Annotated in this window: 19 protein-coding genes; 11 read left to right on the forward strand and 8 right to left on the reverse strand. The window is 67.8% G+C overall.

Going from position 1 to position 17,656, the window contains the following annotated elements; all coding sequences use genetic code 11:
• Positions 1-302: 302 nt before the first annotated feature.
• The 5 genes from ACM0M4_RS28690 (at position 303) to ACM0M4_RS28710 (ending at position 6,219) form a co-directional block, all read left to right on the forward strand.
• Complete coding sequence (locus tag ACM0M4_RS28690; protein WP_019396205.1) at positions 303-1,121, forward strand: CPBP family intramembrane glutamic endopeptidase; 819 nt, start codon at positions 303-305, stop codon at positions 1,119-1,121.
• Between the two features lie 149 nt (positions 1,122-1,270).
• Positions 1,271-2,557, forward strand: a complete 1,287-nt coding sequence (locus tag ACM0M4_RS28695; protein WP_003123645.1) for a murein hydrolase activator EnvC family protein — start codon at positions 1,271-1,273, stop codon at positions 2,555-2,557.
• 28 nt (positions 2,558-2,585) lie between these two features.
• Positions 2,586-3,896, forward strand: coding sequence for a proteolytic complex protein CptA (gene cptA / locus ACM0M4_RS28700; protein ID WP_003096067.1), 1,311 nt, complete (start codon positions 2,586-2,588; stop codon positions 3,894-3,896).
• The gene (locus ACM0M4_RS28705) at positions 3,896-4,669 is read left to right on the forward strand and encodes a divergent polysaccharide deacetylase family protein (RefSeq protein ID WP_003096069.1); all 774 of its coding nucleotides are present in this window, start codon (positions 3,896-3,898) and stop codon (positions 4,667-4,669) included. Before cptA ends, ACM0M4_RS28705 begins: the two co-directional genes overlap by 1 nt.
• Before the next feature lie 68 nt (positions 4,670-4,737).
• A complete protein-coding gene (locus tag ACM0M4_RS28710) occupies positions 4,738-6,219 on the forward strand; it encodes a hypothetical protein (protein WP_434323750.1) in 1,482 nt (493 codons plus the stop codon).
• Positions 6,220-6,255: 36 nt separating this feature from the next.
• Here the strand turns inward: ACM0M4_RS28710 and ACM0M4_RS28715 are convergent, their stop codons facing one another.
• From ACM0M4_RS28715 to hisB, 8 genes are all read right to left on the reverse strand, one after another.
• Positions 6,256-7,011 carry a substrate-binding periplasmic protein gene (locus ACM0M4_RS28715; protein ID WP_003096075.1) on the reverse strand — a complete coding sequence of 252 codons (756 nt, stop codon included), beginning with the start codon at positions 7,009-7,011 and terminating at the stop codon, positions 6,256-6,258.
• Positions 7,012-7,160: 149 nt separating this feature from the next.
• Positions 7,161-7,913 (reverse strand): substrate-binding periplasmic protein, encoded by a 753-nt coding sequence (locus tag ACM0M4_RS28720; protein WP_003106330.1) that lies wholly within the window; start codon positions 7,911-7,913, stop codon positions 7,161-7,163.
• A gap of 90 nt (positions 7,914-8,003) precedes the next feature.
• Entirely contained in the window at positions 8,004-8,750 is a 747-nt protein-coding gene (locus tag ACM0M4_RS28725) for a substrate-binding periplasmic protein (protein ID WP_003106332.1), read from the reverse strand.
• A 171-nt stretch (positions 8,751-8,921) separates the two neighbouring features.
• Positions 8,922-9,692: an imidazole glycerol phosphate synthase subunit HisF gene (gene hisF, locus ACM0M4_RS28730; RefSeq protein ID WP_023108851.1), complete on the reverse strand. Its 771-nt coding sequence runs from the start codon at positions 9,690-9,692 to the stop codon at positions 8,922-8,924.
• Positions 9,693-9,702: 10 nt separating this feature from the next.
• Positions 9,703-10,440: a 1-(5-phosphoribosyl)-5-[(5-phosphoribosylamino)methylideneamino]imidazole-4-carboxamide isomerase gene (gene hisA / locus ACM0M4_RS28735; protein WP_003106336.1), complete on the reverse strand. Its 738-nt coding sequence runs from the start codon at positions 10,438-10,440 to the stop codon at positions 9,703-9,705.
• 48 nt (positions 10,441-10,488) lie between these two features.
• Positions 10,489-10,749 carry a DUF2164 domain-containing protein gene (locus ACM0M4_RS28740; protein ID WP_023108852.1) on the reverse strand — a complete coding sequence of 87 codons (261 nt, stop codon included), beginning with the start codon at positions 10,747-10,749 and terminating at the stop codon, positions 10,489-10,491.
• Between the two features lie 3 nt (positions 10,750-10,752).
• Positions 10,753-11,391, reverse strand: coding sequence for an imidazole glycerol phosphate synthase subunit HisH (gene hisH, locus ACM0M4_RS28745; RefSeq protein ID WP_003096087.1), 639 nt, complete (start codon positions 11,389-11,391; stop codon positions 10,753-10,755).
• Entirely contained in the window at positions 11,391-11,984 is a 594-nt protein-coding gene (gene hisB, locus ACM0M4_RS28750; protein ID WP_003096088.1) for an imidazoleglycerol-phosphate dehydratase HisB, read from the reverse strand. The genes hisH and hisB overlap by 1 nt, the downstream gene beginning before the upstream one ends.
• A gap of 160 nt (positions 11,985-12,144) precedes the next feature.
• Between hisB and ACM0M4_RS28755 the strand changes: the two genes are divergently transcribed.
• The 6 genes from ACM0M4_RS28755 (at position 12,145) to ACM0M4_RS28780 (ending at position 17,645) form a co-directional block, all read left to right on the forward strand.
• Entirely contained in the window at positions 12,145-12,543 is a 399-nt protein-coding gene (locus tag ACM0M4_RS28755) for an acetyl-CoA sensor PanZ family protein (RefSeq protein ID WP_003457678.1), read from the forward strand.
• Between the two features lie 36 nt (positions 12,544-12,579).
• The gene (locus ACM0M4_RS28760) at positions 12,580-12,816 is read left to right on the forward strand and encodes a hypothetical protein (protein WP_003112622.1); all 237 of its coding nucleotides are present in this window, start codon (positions 12,580-12,582) and stop codon (positions 12,814-12,816) included.
• Positions 12,813-13,919: an NAD(P)/FAD-dependent oxidoreductase gene (locus tag ACM0M4_RS28765; protein ID WP_115288899.1), complete on the forward strand. Its 1,107-nt coding sequence runs from the start codon at positions 12,813-12,815 to the stop codon at positions 13,917-13,919. The genes ACM0M4_RS28760 and ACM0M4_RS28765 overlap by 4 nt, the downstream gene beginning before the upstream one ends.
• Positions 13,920-14,012: 93 nt before the next feature.
• Positions 14,013-16,265 carry an AsmA family protein gene (locus tag ACM0M4_RS28770; RefSeq protein ID WP_115288900.1) on the forward strand — a complete coding sequence of 751 codons (2,253 nt, stop codon included), beginning with the start codon at positions 14,013-14,015 and terminating at the stop codon, positions 16,263-16,265.
• Positions 16,262-17,329, forward strand: coding sequence for an A/G-specific adenine glycosylase (gene mutY, locus ACM0M4_RS28775; RefSeq protein ID WP_003096098.1), 1,068 nt, complete (start codon positions 16,262-16,264; stop codon positions 17,327-17,329). The genes ACM0M4_RS28770 and mutY overlap by 4 nt, the downstream gene beginning before the upstream one ends.
• Before the next feature lie 43 nt (positions 17,330-17,372).
• Positions 17,373-17,645, forward strand: a complete 273-nt coding sequence (locus ACM0M4_RS28780) for an oxidative damage protection protein (protein ID WP_003096100.1) — start codon at positions 17,373-17,375, stop codon at positions 17,643-17,645.
• Positions 17,646-17,656 lie beyond the last annotated feature (11 nt).

Here is a 17,656-nt window from a genome sequence, read left to right on the forward strand (position 1 = left end):
ACGAACTCCCGCGCAGGGCGGATAACCGCGTCGCGGTTATCCGCCGCTTCTGCAGGCCATCGACGGATAACGCCTGCGACGTTATCCGCCGTAGCGGGCCGGGCGCCGCGCCCTGTTTCCTCGACGCCACCTTCCCCGCTTTAACGCTGCCGATCGGCCGACAGGCCTGGCCACGCGGCGTCGAGACGTGTGCCGCGGTTTTCATTTTCCGCGTCTTCCCCCTGCCTCCCGCTACGTCGCCGAGGCCCGTGCTAGCCTTGCCCGCGCTGTCTTTTCCATCTGCCCTACAAGGATTTCCGCCGATGTGGTTCCTCCTCGCCACCTCGCTCCTCGCCCTGTCCTTCCAGCGCCTGCTGGCCCTCGTCTTGCTGCTCGCGACCTGCTGCCTCGCCTTCTACGACGGGGTTCTCGCTCCGCCTGCGGTCGCCGCCCTGGCTGCACTGGGCGTCCTCGCCCTGTTGCGCCGGCGCCTGGCGGCACGCCGCGCCTGGGCCCTGGGCCTGGAGCTGCTGCTGGTCGCCGGCGCGGTGGGCCTGTTCCTGCACCTGCTACCCGGCTTCGCCAACCCCAGGATCCTGGACAAGGCGGTGGTCGGCCCGCAGAGCCTGCCGTTCACCATGTACTTCAACTTCGACAAGGCACTGGTGCCGTTCCTGCTACTGGCCTGCCTGCCGAGCCTGTTCCGCGACGAAGCCCGCGCTCCCGGCCGCCCCTGGCACTGGCTGCTGCTCGTGGCGGCGGTGCCGGCGCTGCTTCTGCTGGCTGTCGGCGTCGGCCTGCTGCGGCCGGAACTCCACGCGCCGGCCTGGCTCTGGCAGTTCGTCCTGGCCAACCTGTTCTTCGTTTCCCTTGCCGAGGAAGCGCTGTTCCGCGGCTACCTGCAGCAACGCCTGGGCCAATGGCTGGGCCCCTGGCCCGCCCTGGCGCTGGCCTCGGCGCTGTTCGGCCTGGCGCACTTCGCCGGCGGCCCGCTGCTGATGCTGTTCGCCGGCCTCGCCGGGCTGATCTACGGGTTGGCCTGGCTGTGGAGCGGCCGCCTGTGGGTGGCGACGCTGTTCCACTTCGGGCTGAACCTGACGCATCTGCTGCTGTTCACCTACCCGCTCTACAGACCCGCCTGATGCCCGTGGCCTTCGTCGTCGACGACATCCGCCGCTGCCATCTGGCTGAAATACGTGGAAGCGCCCCACAGCGCGCGGTGCGGGGCGTTTTTTTTAACGGCGGCCACGGGCATACTAGGCCGGTCCAATTCCCAGGTGCCCGCCACCCTATGCTCCGCCTCCTTCCTCTCCTGCTATCCCTCGCCTGTCTCGCTCCGGCCTTCGCCGACGAGCGCGCCGACACCCAACGCCAGCTGGAACAGACGCAGAAGGACATCGGCGAGCTGAAGAAGCTGCTGGACGGCATCCAGCAGGAAAAGAGCGGCGTGCAGAAGCAGCTGAAGTCCACCGAGACCGAGATGGGCGACCTGGAAAAACAGATCAAGGCCCTGCAGGACGAGCTGGACAAGAGCGAAGCCGAGCTGAAACGGCTGGATGGGGAGAAAAAAAAACTCCAGGACGCGCGCATTGAGCAGCAGCGCCTCCTCGCCATCCAGGCCCGCGCGGCCTACCAGAGTGGACGCGAGGAATACCTGAAGCTGCTGCTGAACCAGGAACACCCGGAAAAATTCAGCCGCACCCTCACCTACTACGACTACATCAACAAAGCCCGTCTCGAACAGCTCGCCAGCTTCAACGAAACCCTCCGCCAGCTGGCCAACGTCGAGCAGGACATCTCTGCGCAGAAAGCCGAACAACTGAGCAAGCAAGGCGAGCTGGACAGCCGCCGCGAGGCGCTGGCAGCGACCCGCAAGGAGCGCCAGCAAGCCCTGGCCAAGCTGAACAGCGACTACCGCGAACGCGACCAGAAGCTCAAGTCCCGCCAACAGGACCAGGCCGAGCTGGCCAAGGTACTGCGGACCATCGAGGAAACCCTGGCCCGCCAGGCCCGCGAAGCCGCCGCCGCGGCGGAGCGCGAGCGCCAGCGCGCGCTGGCCGCCGAACGCGAGCGTGCGCGCCAGCAGCAGGCCGCCCCCGGACGAGTCACCAGCCCGCCGCGCGAACCTGCGCCGGGCCCGCTGGTCTCAAGCACTGGCGCGGTCTACGGCGGCGCGTTCGGCTCGGCCCGCGGCAAGCTGCCGTGGCCGGTGAATGGCCGCGTCGTGGCGCGCTTCGGCAGCCAGCGCGGCGACGATCCGCGGGCGAAATGGGACGGCGTACTGATTTCGGCGAGCGCCGGCAGCACCGTCCGCGCGGTGCACGGCGGACGCGTGGTATTCGCCGACTGGTTGCGCGGAGCCGGCCTGTTGGTCATCCTCGACCACGGTGGCGGCTACCTCAGCCTTTATGGCCATAATCAAAGCCTGCTGAAAGACGCCGGCGACACCGTGAAGGCCGGAGACCCGATCGCCACCGTTGGAACCAGCGGCGGCCAGAGTAGCCCGGCCGTGTACTTCGCCATTCGCCATCAGGGCCGCCCGGCGGACCCTACTACCTGGTGCCGCGCACAGGGATAGGCGCCGAACTCGTGATTAGGAGCTGAACATGCTGCATTGCTTCCGTCCCACCACCCTGGCGCTGGCCCTGCTGCTCGGCGCGGGCGCGGCCCAGGCTGCCGACGCCCCGGCCGACGCCGCGCCACTGGCCAACGGTAGCAGTGCCCCGCTGCCCCTCGACGAGCTGCGTACCTTCGCCGAGGTTCTCGACCGGGTGAAGGCCGCCTATGTCGAGCCAGTGGACGACAAGACCCTGCTGGAGAACGCCATCAAGGGCATGCTCAGCAACCTCGACCCGCACTCCGCCTACCTCGGCCCGGAGGACTTCGCCGAGCTGCAGGAAAGCACCAGCGGCGAGTTCGGCGGCCTGGGCATCGAGGTCGGCAGCGAAGACGGCTTCATCAAGGTGGTCTCGCCGATCGACGACACCCCCGCGGCCCGCGCCGGCATCCAGCCCGGCGACCTGATCGTGCAGATCGACGGCAAGCCGACCAAGGGCCAGTCGATGACCGAAGCGGTCGACAGCATGCGCGGCAAGGCCGGCTCCCCGATCACCCTGACCATCGTCCGCGATGGCGGCAGACCGTTCGACGTCGAACTCAAGCGCGCCATCATCAAGGTCAAGAGTGTCAAGAGCCAGGTCCTCGAACCCGGCTACGCCTACCTGCGCATCACCCAGTTCCAGGTCAACACCGGCGAGGAAGTGGTCAAGGCGCTGAACCAGCTGCGCAAGGACAACAAGGGCCGTCTCAAGGGCCTGGTCCTGGACCTGCGCAACAACCCCGGCGGCGTGCTGCAGTCCGCCGTCGAGGTAGCCGACGCCTTCCTCACCAAGGGCCTGATCGTCTACACCAAGGGCCGCATCGCCAACTCCGAGCTGCGCTTCAGCGCCGACCCGGCCGATCCCAGCGACAAGGTTCCGCTGGTGGTGCTGATCAACGGTGGCAGCGCCTCGGCGGCGGAAATCGTCGCCGGTGCCCTGCAGGACCAGAAGCGCGCGATCCTGATGGGCACCGACAGCTTCGGCAAGGGCTCGGTGCAGACCGTGCTGCCGCTGAACAACGACCGCGCCCTGAAGCTCACCACCGCGCTCTACTACACCCCCAACGGGCGCTCCATCCAGGCCCAGGGCATCGTTCCGGACATCGAAGTCGGACGCGCCAAGGTGACCCAGGAGCGGAGCAGCTTCGAGGGCTTCAAGGAAGCCGACCTGCAGGGCCACCTGGCCAACGGCAACGGCGGCGCCGACCGCCCCACCGGCAAGCGTGCCGCGCCGAGCGAGCGCCCGCAGGATTCCGACTACCAGCTCAGCCAGGCCCTTAGCCTGCTGAAAGGCCTGAGCGTCACCCGCGGCAACTGATGTCGGCGTTCCGCGTTGCCCTGCTGGGCCTGTGCCTGCTGTTCAACCAGGCCCAGGCCCGCCAGGACCCCGTCCCCTACCAGCGCCCGCCGCTGCTGACCGTGGTCATCGATGACCTCGGGCAGAACCTGGCACGCGACCGCCGGGTTCTCGACCTGCCCCCCGGCGTAACCCTGGCGATCATCCCGGAAACCCCGCATGCCGCCGAACTGGCCCGCGAGGCGCACCAGCGCGGGCGCACGGTGATCCTGCACATGCCGATGGACCCGGCCGGCGGTCCCTACGCCTGGCGGCCGGAGCTGACCCAGGAAGAGCGTGCGCGGCGGCTGGACGCGGCGCTGGCCAAGGTGCCGTTCGTGCAAGGCCTGAACAACCACGAGGGCAGCCGCATGACCGCGGTGCGCCCGGCGATGGCCTGGCTCGCCGAGGAACTCCAGCGTCGCGGCCTGTACCTGGTCGACAGCCGCACCAGCGCCGCCACCGTGGCCGCCAGCGAGGCGCAACGGATCGGCCTGGCGAGCGTCTCGCGCGATGTGTTCCTCGACAACGAAGCCACACCGGAAGCGGTCTCCGCACAACTGCAGGCCGGCGTCGCCCTGGCCCGCAAGCAGGGTTCGGCGTTGCTCATCGGCCACCCGCACAAGGCCACCCTCGACGTGCTGGCGCGGGAGCTGCCGAAGCTGCGCGCCCAGGGCATCGAGCTGGTACCGCCGCAGATGCTCATCGGCGAGCGCGGCAACCGCAACGTCAACCCACGCCAGGCGCCGCACTGAAGCCGGGTTTACCGGCGTCGCGGCAGCGGTTAAGGTGACGTCCTCGTCATTCCTGCACGGACGCACCGATGGCCCGCCCTTCCCCTCCCATGCCCCTGCTCGCCGCCGCCCTGCTGGTCGCAGGCGCGATTCCCCTCGGTTTCATCTGGATCCTCACCAGCGCCAAGTTCGAGATAGGCGGCGCCAGCCCCGGCGAGAGCACCGTCGGCAAGGTCGAGAACATCGACCAGCGCGCCATGGAGCAATTCTGCACCGGCGTGCGGGCGACGCCCGCCGGCACCTGGCTGGTAGGCCGGCGCGAGGTCGGCCGCGACGAGCAGGCTCTGCCCGAGGGCGTCATCGACCTGGACCTGGTGGCGGCCGCCCAGCCCAGGGAAGAAGAGTCCGAACCCCACCTCTTCAACTTCCTCAACGGCATGCTGCTATCCGGCGGCGATCCGGAAACCACCTCTGTCTCGCGCCTGGGCGCGGACGGCGTGTTCCACGAAGTGGCGCGGCTCGGCGAGACCGCCTGCCTGGAAGTCACGCCGGACGGTTCCAGCGTCTTCCTGCTCACCGGCCTGCGGCGCCCGGGCAAGGACAACGGTCAGCGCGAGCAGACAGTGGTGCTGCGCAGCGACGACCAGGGCAAGAGCTGGCGGCGGCTCGAGGAAGGCTTCATGGCCGAGGCGAATCGACTGGGCTGGGCTCTCGCACCGAGCTTCCACGGCAAGGACGAAGTCTGGGTCTGGGGTGATTTCGAATACGGCGGTGCCGATGGCGGCCAGGAACCCGGCCAGCCGAGCGGGCTGTTCTATTCGCCCGACCGCGGCGCCAGTGTCGAGTCGATCGCCACCTCCGCGCCGCTGCTGGTCGACCTCGCCTACGCCCGCGAGTTGGCGCCGAACGGCGTCAGCTGGGGCGACTACAACGGCAAGCACGGGCAGATCAAGGCACACGTCGCCCAACTGGACGCGGAGCGCGCCGCGATCTGGGTAAGCCAGACCTTCCGCTATGGCCCACCCGAGGGGCGCTACCTGACCAGCTCGATATTGGTCACCACCCAGGCCGAACTGCGCCGCGAGGGCGGACGCTGGCAGATGGGCGCGATCCGGCGCACCGACGGCGTGGCCGTCGAGCGCCTGGAACAGAACATGGACGGTCGGGTGATCGCAGTGCTCGACCACCCCGACGAATCGCGCTCGCTGATCGCCGAGCTCGATCGCGACGCGCTCGAATGGAAGATCACCGGCAAGCTGCCCAGCCCGTTCTGGCCCCTGCCGTCCAGTTCCGGGCTGCGCGAGTTCTACATGGGCAGGAATGTGCTGCTGGCCAACACCATGAGCCACTACGAAGTGCCGCTGTGGCTGTATCCCGACGAAGAGCCGGCGAGCGTCTCCGCCAACGCGGTGTACTACTCGGACGACTGGGGCTCATCCTGGCGCCGCCTGGACATCGCCGGCTACCTCGGCGTGCTCGGTTTCGACGAGGCGCACGACCGGGTGTTCTGGGCCCGCGGCAACTGGTACGACAGCCGCGACCTCGGCGTCCAGGCCTACGACCTGGACTGAGCCCCCTCGCCGCGCCGGCGGAGGGGCGCCCGCCAGTCAGAGGTAGTTAGCGACGGCTTCGTCGACGAAGCCTTCCTGGCGCATCTGCTCCAGGGCCTTTTGCAGGCGCTCCACCACCTCGTCCGGAGTGTCCTTGTTCAACGCCAGGTAGAGCTTGGCCTCGTTGAAACGCAGCACCGTCTGCAGGCCGGACACGCCTTCCTGCTTGGCCAGGTAGCGGCCGACCGGATCGGTGGTGGCCCACAGGTCGATCTGCCCGCCGGTAAGCTTCTTCACGTTTTCCTGGTCGCGCAGGGCGTTGATCACCGGGATGCCCTGGGCCTCCAGGTGCTGGCTGACCGCGTCGTTCTTGTAGGCGCCGAGCTTGTAGCGGGCGGCGTCCTTGAGATTCTTCACGGCGATCTTGCTGCCGGCCGGCGCCAGCAACACCCAACTGGTGTCGGCCAGCGGGCCGACCCATTTGAACTGCGGCACCCGCTCGGGGGTGTAGGTCATGGAGAACAGCCCGTAGCCGGGCTTGTCCAGGGTCAACCGGTACAGGCGGTCCCAGGGGAAGCGCAGGCTCAGGGAATAGCCGATGCCGGCGCGCCTGAACATCTCCCGGACGATGTCGGCACTGATGCCGTCGATGCCATCGTCGCGGGCGAAGTTCTTGTCGTCCACCGCCATGTTGAAGGGCGGGAAGTTCTCGGTCAGCAGCACCACCTTGTAGTCGGCGGGCAATTCGGCACGGGCCGCGGAGGCCCCCAGCAACACCCCCAGGATCAGGGTCTGGATCAGGACTTTCAGCATGGTCACACCGCTCGCTTGGTTATCGTTATTGGCTAGCGGCATCCCTGCGTCAGGACGAAATACCTGGCTCGTCGGCCTTCCATGGCATTGCCGGCGGGGCCGGCAAAGGCGTTTCCCCGCCCGGCCCCCTGTTGGCCGGACGGAGCGAATCAGAGATAGCTGTTGAGGATGTCCTCGACGAAGCCTTCCTTGCGCATGCCGTCCAGGGCTGCCTGGAGCTTCTGCACCACTTCGTCGGGAGTCTCGCGGTTGAGCGCCAGGTACAGCTGGTCGCTGTTGAAGCGCAGCACCGTCTTCAGGCCGGTCACGCCTTCCTGCTTGGCCAGGTAGCGCCCGGCGGGATCGCCGCTGGCCCAGAGGTCGATCTGGCCCTTGACCAGCTTCTGCGCGTTTTCCTGGTCGCGTAGCGCCAGGTCGGCCTCGAAACCGTTCTTGCCGAGGAACTCGGCGATGGCATCGCCCTTGTAGGCGCCGATCCGGTATTTCTTCGCCTCGTCCAGGCTGCCCAGGGTGATCGGGCTGTCGCCCTTGGCCAGCAGCACCCAGTCGTCCGGGCCGATCGGACCAACCCACTTGAACTTGTCCTCGCGCTCGGCCAGGCGGGCGGTGACGAACACCCCGTAGCCGGGCTTCTCCAGCGCCAGCTTGTAGATGCGGTCCCAGGGGAAACGCAGGGTCAGGCTGTACTTGATGCCGGCGCGCTTGAACATCTCGCGGACGATATCCACGGCGATGCCGTCGATGTTGTCTTCCTGGGCGAAGTTCTTGCCGTTGATCGCCATGTTGTACGGCGGGAAGTTCTCCGTGAGCAGGACCATGCTGTAGTCGGGATCGGTTTCGGCGCGCGCGCCGCCGACCAGCAGCAGGGTTGCGAGCAGCGCGAAGAGCAGGCTTCTTTGCATTGTTGTCATCCTGTCAGGGGCCTGGAGCGAGGCAGAATAACCAGCGCCGCGCCGCCAGGCCAGCCTTTTGCCAGCATCGCCGGCGAGGCGTCAGTAGCGCTCGCGGATCTGCTTCAACAAGCCTTCGCTGCGCAGCGCGTCGACCGCCGTTTGCAACTTCTGCACCAGCTCGTCCGGGGTGTCCTTGTTCAGCGCCAGGAACAGCTCGGCGGTATGGAAACGCTGGACCACCTTCACCTCCTTGAGGCCCTCGCGCTGGGCGACGTAGCGCCCGCTCGGATCGGCGGTGACCCAGAGATCGATCTGCCCACTGGCCAGCTTGTCGACGTTCTCGTTGTCGCGCAGCGCCAGTTGCACCTGCAGGCCGCGGTCGACCAGGTGCTGACTGATGGCATCGTTCTTGTAGCCGCCGATCCGGTAGCGCGCGGCGTCTTCCAGGCTGTTCAGGTGGATGCTGCTGTCGCCGCGAGCCATCAGTACCCAGTCGTTGACCGCCAGCGGGCCGACCCACTTGAACTTGTCCTCGCGCTCCGGCGTACGGGCGGTGGAAAACACGCCATAGCCGGGCTCGCTCAGCGCCTGCTGGTAGACCCGGTCCCAGGGGAAGCGCAGGATCAGCTGGCACTCGATCTGCGCGCGCTCGCAGGCGGCGCGCACGGTATCGGTGCTGATGCCGCTGATGCCATCGTCCTTGGCGTAGTTGCCGCCGTTCACCGCCATGTTGAACGGCACCAGGTTCTCGGTCAGCAGGACCAGGGTTTCGGCGCGCGCCAGGGCGCTAGCGCATAGCAGGGCCAGGCTGCCGACGCAGCCGAGAGCCAGACGGAAGATGGACATGGAGGACTCCCTGTCGGTCGCAATGTTTGTCGTTATGGCAGGGCATCGGCGCTCTAGCGGCACCTGATGCGGGGGGCGTGACTGTACCTGAAAGAAAGCCGCGCGAGTGTCGACTCGCGCTCAGGAATGGCTAGCCGATCACCGGCCCTGTGCGCTGCGGCGCAACGTGCCTCAGCGCACCACGATACCGCGGCTGCCCAGGTAGGCCTTGGCTTCCGGCACGGTGTACTCGCCGAAGTGGAAGATGCTCGCCGCGAGCACCGCGTCGGCCTTGCCCTCGAGGATGCCGGCGGCCAGGTGCTCCAGGTTGCCGACGCCGCCGGAAGCGATCACCGGCACGTTCACCGCCTCGCTGATGGCGCGGGTCACGCCCAGGTCGTAACCGCTCTTCACGCCGTCCTGGTCCATGCTGGTCAGGAGAATCTCGCCGGCGCCCAGGTCTTCCATCTTCTTCGCCCAGAGCACGGCATCCAGCCCGGTGGGCTTGCGCCCGCCATGGGTGAAGATTTCCCAGCGCGGCGCCTCGCCCGGGGCGGAAACCTTCTTCGCATCGATGGCGACCACGATGCACTGCGAGCCGAAGCGGTCGGCGGCCTCACCGACGAACTCGGGGTTGAACACCGCAGCGGTGTTGATCGAGACCTTGTCCGCGCCGGCATTCAACAGGTTGCGGATGTCCTGCACGCTGCGTACGCCGCCGCCCACGGTCAGCGGAATGAACACCTGGCTAGCCATGCGCTCGACGGTATGCAGGGTGGTGTCGCGCCCGTCGACGCTGGCGGTGATGTCGAGGAAGGTGATCTCGTCGGCACCCTGCTCGTCGTAACGGCGGGCGATCTCGACCGGGTCGCCGGCGTCGCGGATGTTCTCGAACTTGACGCCCTTGACCACTCGGCCATTGTCCACGTCGAGGCAGGGGATGATGCGTTTTGCCAGTGCCATGCGGTTCGCCTCAGGCCTTGAAGTTGTCGCACAGCGCCTGGGCTTCGGCCACGTCCAGGGTGCCTTCGTAGATCGCCCGGCCGGTGATGGCGCCGATGATCCCCGGGGTGCGGGCGTCCAGCAGCTTCTGGATGTCGCCGAGATTGTGGATGCCGCCGGAGGCGATCACCGGGATCCGCGTGGCATTGGCCAGCGCGGCGGTAGCCTCGACGTTGCAGCCCTGCATCATGCCGTCCTTGGAAATATCCGTGTAGACGATGGCGGACACCCCGTCGGCCTCGAAGCGACGGGCCAGGTCGATCACCTGGACTTCGCTGACCTCGGCCCAGCCGTCGGTGGCGACGAAACCGTCCTTGGCATCCAGGCCGACGATGACCTTGCCCGGGAAGGCGCGGCAGGCCTCGCCGACGAACTCAGGCTGCTTGACCGCCTTGGTGCCGATGATGACGTAGCTGACGCCGGCGCGAACGTAATGCTCGATGGTTTCCAGCGAGCGGATGCCGCCACCGATCTGGATCGGCAGGTCCGGGTAGCGACGGGCGATGGCGGTGACCACCTCGCCGTTGACCGGCTTGCCTTCGAAAGCGCCGTTCAGGTCCACCAGGTGCAAGCGGCGGCAACCGCCATCGACCCATTTGGCGGCCATCGCCACCGGATCGTCGGAGAAGACCGTGGCGTCTTCCATCAGGCCCTGGCGCAGACGCACGCAGGCGCCGTCTTTCAAGTCGATCGCGGGAATGATCAGCATCGGTGAACCCTGTTCAAGTCTGTATTCGGTGGGCAGGCGCGCGGAAACTCAACTCTTTTCCAGCGCCCAGACATCGCTCTCGATGCTTTCGAACCGTTCCTTCAGGTACGACTGCACGTCGAGGATGGCCTTGTTGTAGAAGTACGGGGCGAACTCGCGGGCGAAGAAATCGAGCAGTTCCTCGGCTTCGAAGGAACCCAGCTCCAGTTCGAAGCGGTCCTCCATGAAGTGCTTGATCGCCAGTACCGCGTCCTGGGTCTGCGCGGCGTCCAGCTGGAGGATCGGCGTCTTGCTCTTCGCCCTGGCCATGGCCTACCAGCGCCCGTCCCAGGCCACGAAGTTCTGCAGCAGTTGCAGGCCGTGGGTATGGCTCTTTTCCGGGTGGAACTGCACGGCGAAACGCGAGCCTTCGGCCAGCGCGGCGGCGAAATCGACGCCGTAGTGCCCGTGCCCCACCACCTGGCGCGGGTTACCGGCCTCGATGTAATAGCTGTGCACGAAGTAGAAGCGCGCCTGGTCGGGAATCTCGTGCCACAGCGGGTGCTCCACCGCCTGGCTCACCTGGTTCCAGCCCATGTGCGGCACCTTCAGGTGCTCGCCGGCTTCGTGCAGGTCCTTGCCGAAGAAGCGCACCTGGCCGGGGAACAGACCGATGCAGTCGACCCCGTCGTTCTCCTCGCTGCGCTCCAGCAATGCCTGCATGCCGACGCAGATGCCGAGGAACGGGCGGTCCTGGCTGACCTCGCGGACCAGGGCGTCGAAGCCCAGGCGGCGGATCTCGGCCATGCAGTCGCGGATCGCGCCAACCCCGGGGAACACCACCCGGTCGGCCTCGCGGATCACCGCCGCGTCGCTGCTAACCAGCACCCGGCCGGCACCGACGTGCTCAAGGGCCTTGGCCACCGAGTGCAGGTTGCCCATGCCGTAGTCGATCACGGCTACCGTCTGCATCACAGGCACCCTTTGGTCGACGGCATCTGCCCGGCCATCCGCTCGTCCAGCTCGATGGCCATGCGCAGCGCGCGGCCGAAGGCCTTGAACACGGTCTCGATCTGGTGGTGGGTGTTGTGCCCGCGCAGGTTGTCGATGTGCAGGGTCACCTGGGCGTGGTTGACGAAGCCCTGGAAGAATTCCATGAACAGGTCGACGTCGAAGCCGCCGACGCTGGCACGGGTAAAGGGAACGTGCATCTGCAGGCCGGGCCGCCCGGAGAAGTCGATGACCACCCGCGACAGCGCCTCGTCGAGGGGCACGTAGGCGTGGCCGTAGCGGCGGATGCCCTTCTTGTCGCCGATGGCCTTGGCGAAGGCCTGGCCGAGGGTGATGCCGATGTCCTCGACGGTGTGGTGATCGTCGATATGCAGGTCGCCCTTGCACTCGATGTCCAGGTCGATCAGGCCGTGGCGGGCGATCTGGTCCATCATGTGGTCAAGGAAGGGAACCCCGGTATCGAACCGGGCCTTGCCGGTCCCATCCAGGTCGATGGAGACCTTGATCTGGGTCTCCAGGGTGTCGCGCGCGACGGATGCCTTGCGTTCGGCCATCACCAGCTCCACAGCTAACACTGCACGTAATTATAAGAGGGCCAGCATTATAGGCAGGCCCGGGCTGGCGCTGCCAGCCGCGACCGTCGGCGCGAATCGCCCCACGGGCGGCGGGCCAGGCCTTACACTGCGCTCCTTTCATCCCGCCGCGGAGAGCCGCATGCCCGTGATCGTCGAAACCCTCGCCCAACCCAGCGCCCAGGATCGCCTGGACCTGGCGAAGATCTACGCCGACGCGCCGGACTGGCTGTTCGCCCCGCATGCCGACGGCGCGGCGCTGGTCGCGGCCGGGCTGGCCGCCGACGAGCTGATCGCCGGGCGCTTCAACGACCGCCTGCTGGGTGCCGCCCTGCTGCGGCGCGGCGACGACGCCTGGCAGCTGTCGCACCTTTGCGTGCGCGGCATCACCCGCGGCCGCGGGGTCGGCCGACGCCTCCTCGACGAGGCCCGGCGCCTGGCTGCCGAAGCCGGCAAGCCGCTGCGCCTGGTCGCCCCGGACGGGCACCTGGAGGCCCGTGCCCTCGCGGCACGCCACGGGCTGCCGCTGGACAGCCTCTGATATGCTCGGTGGCGGTCCCCGCCACGGAGCTTCGCCATGTCCTTTTCCTCCGCCGAACGCGCCGCCCTGCTTGCCCTCAAGGGGGTCGGCCCGACCGTGCTGCAACGCCTGGAGCAGATGGGCCTTGACAGCTTCGTCCGGCTGCGCGACTGCGACGCCGCGAGTATCCTCGCCCAGGGCGCGGCCCTGACCGGCTCCAGTTGCTGGAAGAACAGCCCGCAGGCGCGGGCAGCGATCGTCGCCGTGCTGCAGCGCGCAGCCAGCGACGCATGAACGACGTCGACGTACTGGTAGTCGGCGCCGGCGCCCTCGGCCTGGCCTGCGCCGCGCGCCTGGCCGAAGCCGGCCACGGCGTACTGGTGGCGGAGCGCGAACGGCTGGTCGGTAGCCACACCTCCAGTCGCAATTCCGAAGTGATCCACGCCGGCCTCTACTACCCGCCCGGCTCGCTCAAGGCCGATCTCTGCCTGGAAGGCCGCGAACGCCTGTACGCCTGGTGCGCCCGCCACGGCGTCGGCCACCGGCGCATCGGCAAGCTGCTGGTGGCGGTGGAGGAAAACGAGCGCGAGAGGCTCCAGGCCCTGGCGGCCAACGCACGCGCCTGCGGGGTCGACGACCTGATGCCGCTGGACGGCACCACGCTGCGCGCGCTGGAGCCCCAGGTCCGCGGGGTCGCCGCCCTGCTCTCGCCGAGCACGGGAATCATCGACAGCCACGCCTACCTGCAATCGCTGCAGGCCGTCGCCGAACGCCACGGCGCACAACTGGCGCTGGACACCCGGGTCGACCGCCTGGAGCGCCACGCCGGCGGCTGGCGCGCCGAAGGACAGAGCGTCGGCGAAGCGTTCCGGTTGCGCGCGGGCTGGGTGGTCAATGCCGGCGGCCTGTTCGCCCAGGCGCTGGCGCAACGCACCGAAGGCCTCGATCCGCGCCAGGTGCCGGCGCTGCACCTGTGCCAGGGGCGCTATTTCTCCTACAGCGGCCGCTCGCCGTTCCGCCACCTGGTCTACCCGATGCCCGAGGCGCGCACCGCCGGGCTCGGCATCCACGCCACCCTCGACCTCGGCGGCCAGTTGCGCTTCGGTCCCGACGTGAATTACGTGGACAACCTCGACTACCGCGTCGACGAATCCCTCCGCCCCGCCTTCGCCCAGGCCATCTCGCGCTACTTCCCCGGCATCGATCCTCGGCGCCTGGCCGCCGGCTACGCCGGCATCCGGCCCAAGCTCGGCGGGCCGGGGGAACCCGCCGCCGACTTCATCATCCAAACCCCTACCGAACACGGCCTGCCCGGCCTGGTCAACCTGTTCGGCATCGAGTCGCCCGGCCTCACCGCCAGCCTGGCGCTCGCCGAACGGGTCGCCCGCGCACTCTGAGACGAGGTTTCGCCGCGCGCAGGGTCGGCCTGGCAAAACGGCGTTGTTATACTCGCCCGCACATTCACCGCTGCCAGCACAAAGGATTCGTCCATGAAAGCATTCGGCAAGGTCCTGGGGCTGTTCTTCCTGGGACTCTTACTGCTCGTCGTGGCCCTGGGCTTCGCCCTGACCCACCTGTTCGATCCCAATGACTACAAGGACGAAATCCGCCAGATCGCCCGCGACAAGGCCAACCTGGAGCTGGACCTGAAGGGCGACATCGGCTGGAGCCTGTTCCCCTGGCTGGGCCTGGAGCTGCACGACACCAGCATCGCCAGCGCCGCCACGCCGACCAAGCCGTTCGCCGACCTGCAGATGCTCGGCCTGTCGGTGCGGGTCCTGCCGCTGCTGCGCAAGGACGTGCAGATGAGCGCGATCCGCCTCGAAGGCCTGAGCCTGGACCTGGTCCGCGACAAGCAGGGCAAGGGCAACTGGGAAAACATCGGCAAGCCGGCCCAGCCCCAGGCCCCGGCCGCTCCTTCCGCCACCCCGCCGGCAGCGGACGGCAAGGGCGCCCAGGCGCAGGCACCGGAGCAGGCGCCGCAGAACGACAGCCCGCGTACCCCGATCAAGCTCGACATCGACAGCCTCAACGTCAACAACGCCCGCGTCACCTATACCGACGAAGCCAGCGGCAAGCAGTACAACGTCGAGGGCATCGAGCTGAGCACCGGCGCCATTCGCGAAGGCAGCAGCATTCCGCTGAAGCTCAACGCCTACCTCGGCACCAACCAGCCGGTGGTACGGGTCAAGACCGAGCTGACCGGCAACCTGCGCTTCGACACCGCGCTCAGGCGCTACCAACTGGAAGACGCCAGGCTCTCCGGCGAAGCCTCGGGCGAGCCGCTGCAAGGCAAGACCGCCACCTTCTCCGCCCAGGGCCAGTTGCTGCTCGACCAGTCGGCGCAGATCGCCGAGTGGAACGGCCTGAAGCTGAGCGTCAACCAGTTGCGCGCCCTCGGCGAACTGAAGGCCCGCGAGCTGGACAAGGACACCAAGTTCAGCGGCGGCCTGTCGATCGCGCCGATGAACCTGCGCGAGTTCCTCGCCGGCATCGGTGTGACCCTGCCGGCCATGGCCGATGCCAACACCCTCGGCAAGTTCGAGCTGAACACCCGCCTGGCCGGCAGCCGCAACAGCCTGAATCTCGAAGACCTCAAGCTGGGTCTGGACGACACTGCCTTCAGCGGCCGCTTCGGCATCGCCGATTTCGCCAGGCAATCGCTGCGCGCCCAGCTCAAGGGCGACAAGCTCGACCTCGACCGCTACCTGCCGGCCAAGGCCAAGCAAGCCCAGGATGCCGCCAGCGCCACGCGCAAGGCGGAAGTCGACGCCACCGTGGCCAGTGCCGCCCAGGGCAACACGCCGCTACCGGAAAAACCGACCAGGCAGGCCTGGAGCGACGCGCCGCTGCTGCCCATCGCGACCCTGCGCAAGCTCGACCTGGACGTGGCGCTGAACTTCGGCCGGCTGACCGTCGAGAAGCTGCCGATCGACGACGCCAGCCTGAAGCTGCGCGGCCAGGGCGGCGTGATCAGCCTCGACGACATGCGCGGCGGGCTGTACAACGGCCGCTTCAACGCCAAGGCCAACCTCGATGTACGCCAGGACAGCGCCGTGCTGACCGCCACCAAGCACATCGCCAACGTGCCGGTGGAGCGCCTGCTCGAAGCCCAGGGCAAGAAACCGCCGGTGAAGGGGCTGCTCGACCTCGATGCCGACATCCGCACCAGCGGCAACAGCGAGAAATCCTGGATCGACCATCTCAACGGCAACGCACGCTTCAGCCTGATCAACGGCGTGCTGCCCGACGCCAACCTGGAGCAACAGCTCTGCCAGGGCATCGCTACCCTCAACCGCAAGGCCCTTGCCGGTACTCACGGCGGCAAGGACACGCCTTTCCGCGAGCTCAAGGGCAGCCTGAACTTCACCAACGGCGTGGCCAGCAACCCTGACCTGAAAGTGGCCATTCCCGGCCTGGCGGTCAGCGGCCACGGCGATATCGACCTGCGCGTGCTGGGCATGGACTATCGCATCGGCGTGGAGATCCAGGGCGACAAGAGCGACATGCCGGACCCGGCCTGCCAGGTCAACCAGCGCTACGCCGGCATCGAATGGCCGCTGCTCTGCCGCGGCCCGCTGGAACTCGGCGCCAAGGCCTGCCGCCTGGACAAGGAAGGCCTGGGCAAGGTCGCCGCGAAACTGGCCGGCAATCGCCTCAACGAAAAACTCGAAGAGAAGCTCGGCGACAAGGTCAGTCCGGAGCTGAAAGACGCACTCAAAGGGCTGTTCAACCGCAAATGACACCTGAAGGCTTCAACGGCGCGGTCCTCGACTGGTACGACCGTCACGGTCGCAAGGATCTGCCCTGGCAGCAGGGCATCACCCCCTACCGGGTGTGGGTCTCGGAAATCATGCTGCAGCAGACCCAGGTCAGCACCGTGCTCGGTTACTTCGACCGTTTCATGGCAGCGTTGCCCGACGTCGAGGCACTGGCCGCGGCGGCCGAGGACGAAGTCCTGCACCTGTGGACCGGGCTCGGCTACTACAGCCGTGCGCGCAACCTGCACAAGACCGCGCAGATCGTGGTCGAGCGGCATGCGGGGGAGTTCCCCCGCGACGTCGAGCAACTCGCCGAACTGCCCGGCATCGGCCGCTCCACCGCTGGAGCCATCGCCAGCCTGTCGATGGGCCTGCGCGCACCGATCCTCGACGGCAACGTCAAGCGCGTACTGGCGCGCTACCTGGCGCAGGACGGCTATCCCGGCGAACCGAAGGTGGCCAGGGCGCTGTGGGAAGCCGCCGAACGCTTCACCCCGCACGCACGGGTCAACCACTACACCCAGGCGATGATGGACCTCGGCGCCACCCTCTGCACGCGCAGCAAGCCCAGTTGCCTGCTTTGCCCGCTGGTCTCGGGCTGCCGCGCGCACCTGCTCGGCCGCGAAGCCGATTATCCGCAGCCCAAGCCGCGCAAGGCGTTGCCGCAGAAGCGCACGCTGATGCCGATCCTGGCCAACCGCGACGGCGCCATACTGCTCTACCGGCGGCCTTCCAGCGGACTCTGGGGCGGGCTCTGGAGCCTCCCCGAACTGGACGACCTCGACGGCCTCGAACCGCTCGCCGCGCGCCATTCCCTGGCCCTCGGCGAGCGCCGCGAACTGAGCGGCCTGACCCATACCTTCAGTCATTTCCAGCTCGCCATCGAGCCCTGGCTGGTGGCGGTGGAAGGCGCTCCGCGCGCCGTGGCCGAGGGCGACTGGCTCTGGTATAACCTCGCCACCCCGCCGCGCCTGGGCCTCGCCGCTCCGGTGAAGAAGCTGCTCAAGCGCGCAGAACAGGAACTCGGACGCGGCACGACCGCGTGAATGCCGGGCCCGCGGGCCCGGCGGCAACTGCAGGAGAACGACCATGAGCCGCACCGTGATGTGCCGCAAGTACCACGAAGAGCTGCCCGGCCTCGACCGCCCGCCGTATCCTGGCGCGAAGGGCGAGGACATCTACAACAACGTGTCGCGCAAGGCCTGGGACGAGTGGCAGAAGCACCAGACCATGCTGATCAACGAGCGTCGCCTGAACATGATGAACGCCGAGGACCGCAAGTTCCTCCAGCAGGAGATGGACAAGTTCCTCTCCGGCGAGGACTACGCCAAGGCCGACGGCTACGTGCCGCCATCCGCCTGACCCCCACCCCG

Origin of the sequence: Pseudomonas sp. 18-147 (assembly GCF_051048045.1) — a bacterium.
Classification (GTDB): Bacteria; Pseudomonadota; Gammaproteobacteria; order Pseudomonadales; family Pseudomonadaceae; genus Pseudomonas; species Pseudomonas aeruginosa.

What these genes read in the sequence shown, in the direction of transcription:
- ACM0M4_RS28720 (WP_003106330.1), bottom strand. Translation starts at nt 7,913, where the DNA reads ATGCAAAGAAGCCTGCTCTTCGCGCTGCTCGCAACCCTGCTGCTGGTC.
- hisA (WP_003106336.1), bottom strand. Translation starts at nt 10,440, where the DNA reads ATGCTGATCATTCCCGCGATCGACTTGAAAGACGGCGCCTGCGTGCGT.
- hisH (WP_003096087.1), bottom strand. Translation starts at nt 11,391, where the DNA reads ATGCAGACGGTAGCCGTGATCGACTACGGCATGGGCAACCTGCACTCG.
- ACM0M4_RS28710 (WP_434323750.1), top strand. Translation starts at nt 4,738, where the DNA reads ATGGCCCGCCCTTCCCCTCCCATGCCCCTGCTCGCCGCCGCCCTGCTG.
- ACM0M4_RS28765 (WP_115288899.1), top strand. Translation starts at nt 12,813, where the DNA reads ATGAACGACGTCGACGTACTGGTAGTCGGCGCCGGCGCCCTCGGCCTG.
- ACM0M4_RS28755 (WP_003457678.1), top strand. Translation starts at nt 12,145, where the DNA reads ATGCCCGTGATCGTCGAAACCCTCGCCCAACCCAGCGCCCAGGATCGC.
- ACM0M4_RS28690 (WP_019396205.1), top strand. Translation starts at nt 303, where the DNA reads ATGTGGTTCCTCCTCGCCACCTCGCTCCTCGCCCTGTCCTTCCAGCGC.
- ACM0M4_RS28725 (WP_003106332.1), bottom strand. Translation starts at nt 8,750, where the DNA reads ATGTCCATCTTCCGTCTGGCTCTCGGCTGCGTCGGCAGCCTGGCCCTG.
- ACM0M4_RS28770 (WP_115288900.1), top strand. Translation starts at nt 14,013, where the DNA reads ATGAAAGCATTCGGCAAGGTCCTGGGGCTGTTCTTCCTGGGACTCTTA.
- ACM0M4_RS28760 (WP_003112622.1), top strand. Translation starts at nt 12,580, where the DNA reads ATGTCCTTTTCCTCCGCCGAACGCGCCGCCCTGCTTGCCCTCAAGGGG.
- cptA (WP_003096067.1), top strand. Translation starts at nt 2,586, where the DNA reads ATGCTGCATTGCTTCCGTCCCACCACCCTGGCGCTGGCCCTGCTGCTC.
- hisB (WP_003096088.1), bottom strand. Translation starts at nt 11,984, where the DNA reads ATGGCCGAACGCAAGGCATCCGTCGCGCGCGACACCCTGGAGACCCAG.
- hisF (WP_023108851.1), bottom strand. Translation starts at nt 9,692, where the DNA reads ATGGCACTGGCAAAACGCATCATCCCCTGCCTCGACGTGGACAATGGC.
- ACM0M4_RS28705 (WP_003096069.1), top strand. Translation starts at nt 3,896, where the DNA reads ATGTCGGCGTTCCGCGTTGCCCTGCTGGGCCTGTGCCTGCTGTTCAAC.
- ACM0M4_RS28695 (WP_003123645.1), top strand. Translation starts at nt 1,271, where the DNA reads ATGCTCCGCCTCCTTCCTCTCCTGCTATCCCTCGCCTGTCTCGCTCCG.
- ACM0M4_RS28780 (WP_003096100.1), top strand. Translation starts at nt 17,373, where the DNA reads ATGAGCCGCACCGTGATGTGCCGCAAGTACCACGAAGAGCTGCCCGGC.
- mutY (WP_003096098.1), top strand. Translation starts at nt 16,262, where the DNA reads ATGACACCTGAAGGCTTCAACGGCGCGGTCCTCGACTGGTACGACCGT.
- ACM0M4_RS28740 (WP_023108852.1), bottom strand. Translation starts at nt 10,749, where the DNA reads ATGGCCAGGGCGAAGAGCAAGACGCCGATCCTCCAGCTGGACGCCGCG.
- ACM0M4_RS28715 (WP_003096075.1), bottom strand. Translation starts at nt 7,011, where the DNA reads ATGCTGAAAGTCCTGATCCAGACCCTGATCCTGGGGGTGTTGCTGGGG.